A 12,643-nucleotide genomic window follows, 5' to 3' on the forward strand; every position below is an offset into this window, starting at 1 on the left:
GGTCTATTTACGCACTCTTTCCGTTAACTTCTCTATTTTCTCCCATTTTTTCAATTTCCTCTAAACTACGACCGCGAGTTTCAGGAACGCGTGTCCGGATAAATAAAACCCCAAGGAAACAAATAACACCGAAGATGGCAAAAACAGCTTCTTGAGCCATCGAAGCGGTCATGATTGGAAATAGCAATCCAACCAAGAAAGAACCAATCCAGTTAAAAGATGAAGCTAATCCTGACGCTCGTCCGCGAATGGCGAGCGGGAAAATTTCTCCAACGATGACCCAAGTTAAAGGAGCCCACGTAAATGAATATAGTGCTACATAAATACTTAAGAAAACAACCATCATCATCGGATTTGCATTAGGAATTAGTACATTCAATATTGCCGGTAAAATAAAGGATAGTCCCATAATCGTTCCGCCAACCGTTAATAAAGTACGGCGATTAAATTTGTCAGCAATCATTAGGAATACAAATGAACCTAATACGAGAATAACTCCTTGAATAATTGGCCACATTAATGCTGAACTAGCTGCATGCCCTGTTGCGTTTTCTACAATCAAAGGAATGTAATAAAAAATTGCGTTTGCACCCTGGAATTGTTGAAAAGCAGCAACACCCACACCGGCAATTAATAAATAACGGTATTTATTACTAAAGAGTGTACCCCATGATGCTTTTTGATTTGCTTCCAATTTGGCAGTTTCTTGAATTTGTTTTATTTCAGAATCAATTTCTTGTTTGTTAGAGCGAAGATACCCCAACACCTTACGAGCTTCGTCAAGTTTATTGTTCTTTATTAGAAAACGAGGTGATTCAGGTAACTTTAACATTCCAACAAATAAGATGATAGCAGGTACAGCAGCCAAGCCAAGCATCAATCTCCATGCCATTGTTTCTGGTAAATCCTTCAATAAATAATCGACAATGTATGAAAGCAACATTCCAGAAACAATCATTGTTTGGTTAATTCCTGACAGACGTCCACGTAAACGTGCCGGAGCCATTTCTGACATATAGGCTGGGACCAACGCAGAAGCAGCACCAACGGCCAATCCCAATAAAATCCGAGCAACAATCAAAAAAAGTATCCCATCATGTGGGGAGATTCCTGACAAGACGGATCCAACAATAAAAATGATAGCAGATAGTAAAATCATTTTGCGCCGTCCTAAACGGTCAGACAGTTGTCCGGCCAGCGCACCTCCAAAAATAGCTCCTAGCATTACCGAAGAGGTAATCCAACCAATAGCGCCAGCGTCATTTTGAAGGCTCCAGTCATGTTGCAGAAAGGGCAAAGCACCCGTCATAACACCTATATCATAACCGAAGAGAATTCCGGCAAAAGCCCCAAAAAAATAAATAAAGCCACTTGAGATTTTCTTTTCATTAACCATTAAAGGTTCCTCCTCCAGGTATTAATATTATATTGTTATAAATCCCACTACTAAAATATTGATGGCTTTTTAAGAAATAATAAAAGTGTTTTTAAACTGTTTTTCCCCATAAATCACCGAGTTTCATTTCGCTATATTAAACGCTTTCATTTTTTTTCAGAAAACCACGAACACACTTACAATAAATAGGATCATGAATATTTTGCTAAAGGTTCCCATTTTCATTCTTCAACTACTGGAATACCTATTTTTTACCTCCAAGGAAGCAGAACCTCCTCGGAGATTAGAGGTATTACTTAATAACTACGTATTCCAGGTCTACTAGCTTTGCATAGGTGATAATTTGGTCTGTTGTTAAATTCAATGAAACAACCGTGTGGTGACCGCCACCATTCTCAACCCATGCTTTCACTCCATCTTGGAAGTTTGGCTTCACTTCCCAAAGTACACGGGCCACTGGAAGATTGGGTGCTGGAACAGTTGGCTCGAATGCAGAAACTTCATTAATCAACAGCTTAAAATGCGTACCAAAGTCAGCCATTGAAACAACCACACCATCTCCTGCTTTTCCGTCGAATACTAAACGTGCCGGGTCTTCACGATCACCAATACCTAATGGAGATACGATAATTTTTGGTTTATTACTTGCTAAAGATGGGTCTACTTCAAGCATATGTGATTGAAGGATTGATTCTTGACCAGCAGCTAATTCATATGTGTAATCTTCCATAAAGCCAGTCGATTGATTATGGCTCATCACTTTCAGTAAGCGATCGAGTGCTGCAGTCTTCCAATCTCCTTCACCCGCAAAGCCATATCCTTGTGCCATCAAACGTTGGACTGCAAGACCAGGAAGCTGTTTCATCCCATATAGATCTTCGAAGTTAGATGTGAAAGCTGTGTAACCACCATCATCAAGGAAACGTTTAATAGCGATTTCATAGCTTGCTTGTACTTTTACGCTCTTCTCCCAGTCTTCATGACTGTAATTACCATAATCAAATTCATAAAGATCTGCGTATTCTGCAAATAAATCATTAATTTCTTCGTCCGTAACAGCATCCACGTATTGAACAAGGTCTCCAATACCAAAGTAGTCAACTGTCCATCCAAATTGGATTTGTGCTTCAACCTTATCCCCTTCGGTCACTGCAACGTTACGCATATTGTCACCAAAACGAGCGACCTTGATGTTGAAGCTTTCGTTATATGCAACTGCTACGTCCATCCAGTCTGCAATTTGTTGTTGTACTTCAGGACGCTCCCAATAACCTACGACAACTTTATTTTGTTTTTTCAAACGGGCATTGATAAAACCATACTCACGGTCACCATGAGCAGATTGGTTCAGGTTCATGAAGTCCATATCAATCGTGGACCAAGGAATGCTTTCATTAAATTGTGTTGCTAAGTGAAGCAGTGGTTTTTGTAATAATTTTGTTCCTCGAATCCACATTTTCGCAGGCGAGAAAGTATGCATCCAAGTGATGACACCGGCAACTTCGTCACGATAGTTTACTTCTTTCATAATACTTGTGATTTTATCAGCACCGACAGCTAAATCTTGTAAAACAAGCGGATAAGGTAAAATAGCGCTTTCATTTAATGCATCGGTCATTGTTTGTGCATGTGCTTTGACTTCTGCTAACGCTTCTTCCCCATAAAGGTGCTGTGAACCTACGACAAACCAAAATTCTTTTTTTCCTGTTGTTAACATAATAATCCTCTTTTCTTAATTTAATAGTTTAGTAGTTTGATGTTGATATTACTTTTGACCATAATAAGCATTTTTTCCATGTTTTCGTAAGTAATGTTTATCTAAAATACGTTGTGGTAATTCTTTTGCAAAATGATTTAATTCTCGTGTAAATAAATTCATTTTCGCAACTTCGTCCAACACCACACTATTCAATACTGCCGATTTTGCGTCTTTGCCCCAAGTAAATGGACCATGACCATGAAGGATGACACCGGGAACTGCTAAAATATCTAACCCACGCTCTTCAAATGTTTCAATGATTACATTACCCGTTTCTTCTTCGTAACCACGATCTATCTCCTCTTGTGTCAGGTAGCGAGCACATGGTATGGAACCATGGAATGTGTCTGCATGAGTGGTCCCCATCGCTGGAATATCAAGGCCTGCTTGAGCCCAGATTGTCGCCCAAGTTGAATGAGTGTGTACAATACCTCCAATTTCTGGATAATTCTTATAAAGTACTGCATGAGTCGCTGTATCTGATGAAGGCCTCAACTCTCCTTCAACAACATCCCCATCTAAATCAACAACCACCATATCATTAGCTTTCATCGTTTCATAATCAACACCACTAGGTTTGATAACGAATAAACCAGTTTCACGGTCAATGGCACTTGCATTTCCCCATGTGTATTTCACGAGTCCATATCTAGGTAAGTCCAAATTTGCTTGAAATACTTTTTCTTTCAGTTGTTCTAACACGTCAATTCCTCCAGTTTTCCATTCATAAAATCAAATGATCTACAGCGGCCTGCTCAATCATTAAACCTTTTTTGTATCGTTCGATAAATGCTTCAAATCCTTCAACATCTAATTGATCAGGATAAATTTCTTGCCCTTCAACCTCTTCAAAGACTTTTTTATCGAGGAAGTCTTCTAAGCTTTCTTCTTGATCTTTGTTCATCATGTAAGAAGCAAGAATAGCCATTCCCCATGCACCGCCTTCTCCAGCTGTTGCCATAACTGATACTGGCGTATTCATTGCTGCTGCAACCATTTTTTGTCCAACAAGAGGGGTTTTAAATAAACCACCGTGAGCTAGAATGCTATCAATTGCAACATTTTCTTGGTTTGTCAAAATATCCATTCCGATTTTCAAAGCACCAAAAGCTGTATAAAGGTGTGTCCGCATGAAATTTGCTAAATTGAAATGACTCTCTGGTGAGCGGACAAATAATGGTCGGCCTTTTTCTAATCCTGTAATATTTTCACCTGAGAAATAACCGTAGCTTAGTAAACCCCCACCATCTGAGTCGGCTTCCAAAGCTTTATTTAACAACACTTCGAATAATTTATTCGTTTCAACCTTTTGTCCCATTGCCTCAGTAAATTCACGGAACAATCCTAGCCAAGCATTGATATCACTTGAGCAGTTATTCGCATGAACCATTCCAACTGGACTACCGTTAGGGGTTGTGACTAAATCAATTTCTGGATATACTTTTGAAAGTTCTTTCTCTAATACAATCATGGCAAAAACTGAAGTTCCCACTGAGACGTTTCCAGTACGTTTCCTTACACTATTCGTAGCAACCATTCCTGTACCAGCATCACCTTCTGGTGGACAAATTGGAATGCCTGGTTGTAAATTTTTTGATTGATCCAGAATTTTTGCTCCAATTTCGGTTAATTCACCTGCTTGCTCGCCTGAAATATAAACTTTAGGAAGAATGTCTTTTAGCTTCCAAGGATAACCTTTGTTCGAAATCAGTTCATCAAACTGCTTAACCATCGATTCATTGTAATTTTGCGTTGATTCATCAATAGGGAACATGCCCGAAGCATCTCCAATGCCAATTGCTTGATTACCAGTCAGTAGCCAGTGAATGTACCCAGCTAAAGTGGTGATATAATCAATGCGAGGCAAATGCTTCTCTTCATTTAATATTGCTTGATATAGGTGAGCAATACTCCACCGTTCAGGGATATTGAATTGAAATTTATCAGTTAATTCTTTTGCAGCAACACTGGTTGTTGAGTTACGCCAAGTTCGAAACGGAACAAGTAGCTCCCCTGTATTGTCAAAAGCCATATACCCATGCATCATTCCAGAAAATCCAATAGAACCAATTTTTCGAATGGTGATACCATAATTTCGTTCAACTTCTTTCTTCATTTCACTGTAAGCTGTTTGCAATCCAGTGATAATATCCACTAAGTTGTACGTCCAAAATCCGTCTTCCAAGATGTTTTCCCACTCATAACTTCCAGTTGCAATTGTTTCAAAACTACTATCAATCAACACTGCTTTAATACGTGTGGATCCGAATTCGATTCCAAGTGAAGTTGCTCCCTCAGCTATCGCTTTTTTTATGTTTACTCGATTCGTTCTCACAATAATCCCCTCTCTGATAGCCATTTTAATTTCTATAATCGAATGGAGGCGCTTTCTTTTTATTTACAACCTCAGTATATTTTTTGTACGTACATTTGTCAATAAAAATAAAAGTTATTCGAACAAATGAACTTCAATGATATATTCTGTCCTTTTTTCTTTCTATTTGTAATAAAAGGGATTCATGTGACATGATTTGTTTTCATGTTAATCCCTTCTCTGACAGCAATTTTAATATCTATAATCAAATGGATACGCTTTCTTTTTTGTTTAACTTTTACAGCCTTAGTATATTTTTTTGTACGTACATTTGTCAATAAAATAAAAATTGTACAATCAAATAAACTATGATGATAAATTCCGACCTTTTTTTCTTAGTACTGTAAAAAATGGATTCAGATGACATGCAACCTAAGTAAAAATAGAAAAAATTGTAATTGTTTGTTAATTTGTATGAAAATAAGGTGAAATCTATTAATTTATTCAAAACTACGATATAATATGTACGTACAAATATATCGATTAAAAAAATTAGAACGTGAACAACTATGAAAGAAGTGAGTTAAAATGAAACCAAAGTATCAGGTCATCATTGATGATATAAAAAGTAAAATTCTTTCAGGAGATTACAGCGTAGGAAATCAAATTCCTACTGAATCCGCCATGCAAGAAGAGTACAAAGTTAGTCGACACACTGTTCGAAAGGCCATTTTAGAACTATCGAAAGAGGGATTCTTAAGAAGTGAAAAAGGATCTGGCACTTATGTTAGTAACCAGTATCAATCAAAATCTGGTGGAAATTCCAATAATAAAACAATCGGTGTAATCACGACCTACATTTCTGATTACATTTTCCCCTCAATTATTCGTGGAATTGAAGGGCGATTGAATGAGAATAATTATTCGTTACTATTAGCTAGTACAAATAATGATGTCAAACAAGAAAAAAAAGCTTTGGAAATGATGTTGTCATTTGGTGTAGATGGTTTGATTGTTGAACCTACGAAAAGCAATCTATACAATCCTAATATTGCTTACTACCTATCGTTCAAGGAACAGGATGTTCCATTCATCATGATCAATGCTTATTATGAAGAATTAGATGTTCCTTTCCTTTGCCTCGATGACGTGCAGTCTGGCTATCTCGCAACAAAAGAATTGATTTCAAAAGGACACACAAAAATTGGACTCATTTCAAAAACGGATGATTTACAAGGAAAGTATCGAATGAAGGGGTATATAAAAGCGCTTGGAGAAGCCAAATTACGATTTCAACCAGAGCATGTGCTTTCGTTCAATACAGAGACGAGGTTGGACCTATACCCTAACTTGAAGGAGTTCCTAAATGAAAATCGAGACGTGTTGACTGCAATTGTTTGCTATAACGACGAGGTAGGGTTGGAAGTGATAAATGTATGCAGACAACTTGATATTTCTGTTCCGGAAAAATTATCAATTATTGGCCAGGACAATTCTTTCATTGCCAAAAATGCTAATATCAACCTAACGACATTGACACACCCACAAGAACAAATGGGACGTGATGCAGCTGATTGGGTCATTAAGAAATTACAAGGAAAGAAGGATTTACCAAACGAAACCTATTATCAACCTGAGTTAATTGAAGGCGAAACTGTACAAGAGTTAGAAAATTGAAACGTCGGAACGTTGCTGTTTCAATAATCAACCAAACTATGCGGAGTTTATTCTCTTCAGGTAATTTTTTGTTTTTCTTCAAGATAAACTTGTACCATACCAAATCCTCAAGCAGAAGCGCGAAAATCGTCCCCACGTTACCCAAAAGAGAAAACTTAGCATCACTGCAATGGGCTCCTGCTGAAATTCCTGCAGTTGAGCAGCTGACGAATAAAAATAGGCTGCTCTATTGCTAATTTGGGCTATTAAATTTTGTTAGTAATATTTGTTCATAGATCCCTTTTCTTAACCATTTGTATTCCTCTTTTCGTGTTACCATGTCGTAATTTTCCGAAAAGTTCTGAAGGATTAAAACAGATAAAAAAACTATTCACGATATGTGAATAGCCCAATAAACAAGTATCTCCTCTGACAACTTTGCTTCACAAAATCATCAAATTAATAATAGTAGTACAATTTCCTTTATGCATTCGTTAAACATGATCATTTATTTTAGTTTAGATAAATCATCCTTCTTAATTCTTACTGTAACATATTCATCCATTACAATATTCCCGTTTGGTACTCGATTTTCATACAAATACATTTCTTCATTTACTACTTACGGCCTCATAAAAAGAATGATAATACTACTAATAACTGTTTAAACGCTAAAAACAAAGAATAAGTTAACCCAGTAACCCACATAGGGATTGTTTATGTATGCTTCTGTCAGGTGTTCTCCTTTAATTCCATATGCAATCAAATAATTACAGACTGTAACAAAAAACAGAATAATCGTTCCAACTAAAAAAATAAAAAAATAATTCCTACGATGTTCCTCATCCTTGCCCGTCCACTCCCAATCTACAATCATCCACTTGTATTATATCATCAAACTATTTTTCTGTAGTATCGTTCATTGGAACAATCAATGACAAATCCCGTTTTTCTACCTACACCTTTTGATACCAGGAATCATCCATATTTTGTATAATAGAATAAAGAATTCTTGCCCAAAAATCATACAATGGAGGAAAAACATGGCGGAAAGCACAAAAAAGGAAATCTATTCTTGGTTAAAAACACTTGGATTTGCCCTCATCATTGCCTTTATTTGCAGAGAATTTATTTTTTCACCAACAACTGTATTCGGAGAATCCATGACACCAACCTTTCAAGATCATGATAGGGTGATGATTAGTAAGACTTCAGAAATTGATAGATTTGATGTGATCGTGTTCGATGCACCGGATGTTCCTGGTGAACACTATATTAAAAGAGTGATCGGACTTCCTGGAGATCGGATTGCGATGCAGGACGATGTGCTTTATATTAATGGAAAAGCATGGGATGAACCCTATTTGCAGCAAAATAAAAAAGACAATCCTTTTCCAAAACTGACTGGGGACTTTTCACTGAAGGAAAAAACCGGAAAAACGATTGTGCCTAAAGATAAGTTATTTGTTATGGGGGATAATCGTTTAATTAGTAAAGACAGTAGAATTTTTGGCTTTATTCCTTATCAATCTGTTATAGGAGAAGTCAAGTTTCGAATTTACCCGCTACAGGAAATCGGTATAACAAAATAAAGTAGAGGCAGCAGGTAACATTCACTATTAGGCGAAAAAGGTGCTTGGCACCTTTTTCAATAAAAGGTTCATAGTTTAACCTTAACCTCAGTACCGTCCTTAGCTTTGACATCCACTAGTACGATCCCCTTATAATTTTTCAGTTCCTTGACGATAGGCTTTAGCATTTTTTTGTCTATTAGTGGAAAGGTAAAGTCTATTTTATTTCTTTCGAAGTGCTCTTTTGTCCATTTGTTTAGATTTTGCTGAAAAAGTTTTGAAGACAAAATCGAAATAACAAGGTTTAAAATAGCATATGGAACTGGGATGGTAAACCGAACGTCTTTTGCTTTCACTTTTACATGCATCATAAGTAAATCACTAATCAATGATGACCGAAACGGTATCCCCGTTTGCCGATTTAATATCAACAATTTGGCCATCTAATTCGTTTTCGATTGCTTCAATAATAAGGCTTATGTCTATATCTTTAACGTATTTTTCCGATTGAGGAATACTCGCTGCAATGCTGTGTCCAGCCATTAATACTACCTTGACAAGTTTTATCGGCAAATTAACCGTGACGTTATCATTTTCGGCTGATACAACACGAATTTTTAATGTTTTATCTAAATAGGTAGTCGATTTTTCAGAGAGCTTATTACTTGTTTCCTCTTTTTCTTTTAACAATTCAATCAGTTCTGATCCTTTATCTGCATCAATCTTCCCTTCTTGAACCATTGTTAACACTCTTGTAATTTCCTCATTCATGATTTATTCCCCCTATTCATCTTTTAAGAGCTTAATGGCTTCTTCTGGTGTGATTTCTCCATTTTCCAACATGGTGATCACTTTTTTCTCGTCTGCTTCATCTTTCTTCTTCTGCACATATCCAAGGGATGAAATGATGTCTGTTAGCTTGCCTCGAACCGTTGGATACGAAATCCCCAGTTCCTTTTCAACTTCTTTTATATTCCCTCTACAGGTTAAAAATACTTCCACAAAATGAAGCTGATCCTTTGATAAAGATGCCAGCTTAGATAATTCAAACTCATTTTCAATCGTCGTGTGACAATGAGAGCACTGCAACTTTGTAATTTTCAATGTTTTACTGCAGACAGGACAATTTGTAATTACTTCATAAGCCATAATGAAATTCCTTCCTTTAATTTGATTCCATTATATAACAATGAATTAAAAATATAAATAATAAAATTAAACTTTTTGATTTTAATAATTAATAATATTAATTTGATAGTTAATTTTATTGATTATCTGTTTTCGTTATTCACTCAAGGATTAAATTTTGGAACTGATCCTTTGGGGATACACGAAATATTCATTCATAAAGGGATTTTGAATCATCAGAGGTTGTAGGAGGAGAGTTATTTCACATGATCTTGTTCATAGTTTGGCAACACAATACCTCAACCATTACCTTTTTATATTTAGGTTAAATAAGTGTAACAGTTGATATTAAAAAGACCACACATTTTAGACATATCTAATATGTGTGGTCAAATTCATTTTCATCTTAAACTAAAGCACCCTTAAGCTTAAGTACACTATTTCACAAACTCAATATAAGGGACCGTAAAACGTGATTGTAATATTTCCACCTTAATTAGGTAACGACCTAAATCCATTACTAGACCTGAATCTCTCATGACTGAAGTCACTGGCGTTCTGGGATAATTCATAAATTTGACTGATTAAGAATCATTGCACTCTGTACATTAAATAAATTTGATCTGAAATATATTCTGAACTATAATGAAGCCCCTTCTGATCCACCACATGATGACGCCTACCAAAGAGGCAGTTTTGATTTCAATCGCAACATACTCCGCAGGTATATCTTTCTCGATATTCTCCCTTCTTGTTTCTATTAACTCCTCTAATAGTAAAAACAATTGCTCCTCAAATTGATTTATATTGAGTAAAGTAAGTAAATAATTTCGATGGATATATAAATAGTCAAGCAGATGTGTTAGTTGTTGTTTTTCTGATAAATCTTTGGCATGTATTAAAGCAACAATTTTATCCGAAAGCTCATTTATAATCTCTTGGGTAATTTGCGTTAATAAATCTTGAATATCCTGGTAATGTAAGTAAAACGTTGTCCGATTTAATCCTGTTTTGCGGCAACTTTTTGCACGTTTAAATTGGAAATGGCAGGATCCTCACATAAAAGAGTAAGAACTGCATTTCTAAACATTTCTTTTGAACGAATTGTACGTGGATCTTCTTTTTTATTACTAGACATTCATAAACTCCTTTGTAGATTTTTATTTGACTTTCCCGACATCATATAATCTATATGTCGATTAGTGAACATTCTCAAACAAACTGTTCATGGTCAGCAAATTATATATTTGTTACTATAGATTTTATCGACATAGTGTTGATAATGCAAATAGGATAAAGGAGTTTTTAAATGGAAAAGGAACTAACAGAAATAAATAAAAAAGTCTTATTAATTGTACTGATTACTGGCTGCTTTTTATCAACATTGAATCAGACTTTATTAAATGTAGCTATGAGTGGTTTTATGGACATATTTCATGTAACAGCTGCAACTGTACAATGGTTATCAACAGGATTTATGTTAGTAAATGGTGTTTTAGTACCGATTACGGCGTTTTTAATGAAACGTTTTTCAACAAGGCAGCTATTTATTAGCTCAATGTTCTTTTTGTTATTCGGGTCTGTACTTTGTGCATGTGCAATAAACTTTGGGATGTTGTTAACGGGGAGAATGATTCAAGCAATTGGTGCCGGGATCATTCTACCGTTATTGATGACAGTTATTTTATATTTATATCCTAGCGAAAAGCGTGGAAGTATTATGGGAACAATTGGATTTGCGATGATTTTTGCACCAGCCATTGCTCCTACATTATCCGGTTTTATTATCGAATACCTTTCATGGAGATGGCTATTTATTGGGTTAACCCCTTTTGTATTGGTCGTTATTGTTCTTGCATTCAAATATTTAATGAATGTTGCTGAAACAACAAAAGCGAAATTAGATATTACAAGAGTTATATTATCAACGATTGGTTTTGGCTCTATTTTATTTGGATTTAGTAGCGCAGGAAGTAAAGGGTGGGAAAACCCTGTTGTCATTACAACAATTATAGTCGGAATAATCGTTACGACTTTATTTTGTTTACATCAAATGAAATCCAACGATCTATTATTAAACTTATCCGTATTTAAGTATAAAATTTTCACTCTCACATCGTTCATAAATGTACTAATTACAATGATTATGTACGCAGATTTAATTCTTTTACCGATATATTTGCAGGATGGAAGAGGTTTTACAGCTTTTGAAGCAGGTTTACTTTTATTACCTGGAGCTGTGATTAATGCCTTCTTATCACCTGTCACAGGTAGAATGTATGATAAATACGGAGCTAAACCACTCTTTGTTACAGGTTTACTTTTTATCATTATTTCCATGTGGGGAGTCATTGATTTAACCGAATCTACAACCTATATGTATTTAATGGTTCGTACCTGTATTTTACGAATTGGATTAAGCTTCATTACTATGCCTTTAAATACAGCAGGATTGAATGCTTTACCAAGAGAATTGGGTTCACATGGTTCAGCAGTAAATAATACTGTTCGCCAATTAGCAGGTGCTATAGGGACAGCGGTTGTGATTACAGTGTATACGGTTCAAGCAACTTCACATGCCTATCAGCTATCTATGGAAAATGAAAACATTTCAGCTATGCAACTAGAAAAACTAGCTTCTATCCTTGGCTCAAGTAATGCCTATATATTTATGTTAGTCTTATCATTTGTGGCGTTTATTTTAGCATGCTTTATGCCTGCTAAAAAAACTGGAAAACAAAAAAGTACGTCTAAAAAAACAGTAATGCAATAAAGCCGAAGTTAATCACATAACGGATTTACTTAACATTACTATCCAC

At 35.7% G+C, this 12,643-nt stretch carries 10 protein-coding genes and 1 pseudogene; 3 read left to right on the plus strand and 8 right to left on the minus strand.

Going from position 1 to position 12,643, the window contains the following annotated elements:
* Nucleotides 1-7 precede the first annotated feature (7 nt).
* From R4Z09_RS19380 to R4Z09_RS19395, 4 genes are all read right to left on the minus strand, one after another.
* A complete protein-coding gene (locus R4Z09_RS19380; protein ID WP_338448383.1) occupies nucleotides 8-1,396 on the minus strand; it encodes a sugar porter family MFS transporter in 1,389 nt (462 codons plus the stop codon).
* A 292-nt stretch (nucleotides 1,397-1,688) separates the two neighbouring features.
* The gene (gene araA / locus R4Z09_RS19385; protein ID WP_338448384.1) at nucleotides 1,689-3,113 is read right to left on the minus strand and encodes an L-arabinose isomerase; all 1,425 of its coding nucleotides are present in this window, start codon (nucleotides 3,111-3,113) and stop codon (nucleotides 1,689-1,691) included.
* 48 nt (nucleotides 3,114-3,161) lie between these two features.
* A complete protein-coding gene (locus R4Z09_RS19390; protein ID WP_338448385.1) occupies nucleotides 3,162-3,857 on the minus strand; it encodes an L-ribulose-5-phosphate 4-epimerase in 696 nt (231 codons plus the stop codon).
* A 22-nt stretch (nucleotides 3,858-3,879) separates the two neighbouring features.
* Nucleotides 3,880-5,490 (minus strand): FGGY-family carbohydrate kinase, encoded by a 1,611-nt coding sequence (locus R4Z09_RS19395; RefSeq protein WP_338448386.1) that lies wholly within the window; start codon nucleotides 5,488-5,490, stop codon nucleotides 3,880-3,882.
* 567 nt (nucleotides 5,491-6,057) lie between these two features.
* Here R4Z09_RS19395 and R4Z09_RS19400 point away from each other — a divergent pair.
* The gene (locus R4Z09_RS19400; protein WP_338448387.1) at nucleotides 6,058-7,146 is read left to right on the plus strand and encodes a GntR family transcriptional regulator; all 1,089 of its coding nucleotides are present in this window, start codon (nucleotides 6,058-6,060) and stop codon (nucleotides 7,144-7,146) included.
* Between the two features lie 1,022 nt (nucleotides 7,147-8,168).
* Nucleotides 8,169-8,717, plus strand: a complete 549-nt coding sequence (gene lepB, locus R4Z09_RS19405; RefSeq protein WP_338448388.1) for a signal peptidase I — start codon at nucleotides 8,169-8,171, stop codon at nucleotides 8,715-8,717.
* Between the two features lie 68 nt (nucleotides 8,718-8,785).
* Here the strand turns inward: lepB and R4Z09_RS19410 are convergent, their stop codons facing one another.
* From R4Z09_RS19410 to R4Z09_RS19425, 4 genes and pseudogenes are all read right to left on the minus strand, one after another.
* Nucleotides 8,786-9,067, minus strand: coding sequence for a hypothetical protein (locus R4Z09_RS19410; protein WP_338448389.1), 282 nt, complete (start codon nucleotides 9,065-9,067; stop codon nucleotides 8,786-8,788).
* Between the two features lie 10 nt (nucleotides 9,068-9,077).
* Complete coding sequence (locus tag R4Z09_RS19415) at nucleotides 9,078-9,467, minus strand: SHOCT-like domain-containing protein (protein WP_338448390.1); 390 nt, start codon at nucleotides 9,465-9,467, stop codon at nucleotides 9,078-9,080.
* Nucleotides 9,468-9,479: 12 nt separating this feature from the next.
* On the minus strand, nucleotides 9,480-9,845 hold the full coding sequence (locus R4Z09_RS19420; RefSeq protein ID WP_338448391.1) for a DUF2089 domain-containing protein: 366 nt from the start codon (nucleotides 9,843-9,845) through the stop codon (nucleotides 9,480-9,482).
* 570 nt (nucleotides 9,846-10,415) lie between these two features.
* Nucleotides 10,416-10,962 (minus strand): annotated as a pseudogene (locus R4Z09_RS19425) (TetR/AcrR family transcriptional regulator).
* 171 nt (nucleotides 10,963-11,133) lie between these two features.
* Here R4Z09_RS19425 and R4Z09_RS19430 point away from each other — a divergent pair.
* Nucleotides 11,134-12,597, plus strand: coding sequence for a DHA2 family efflux MFS transporter permease subunit (locus tag R4Z09_RS19430; RefSeq protein ID WP_338448392.1), 1,464 nt, complete (start codon nucleotides 11,134-11,136; stop codon nucleotides 12,595-12,597).
* Nucleotides 12,598-12,643 lie beyond the last annotated feature (46 nt).

This window comes from Niallia oryzisoli, assembly GCF_036670025.1.
In the GTDB taxonomy this organism is placed as follows: domain Bacteria; phylum Bacillota; class Bacilli; order Bacillales; family Cytobacillaceae; genus Bacillus_BD; species Bacillus_BD oryzisoli.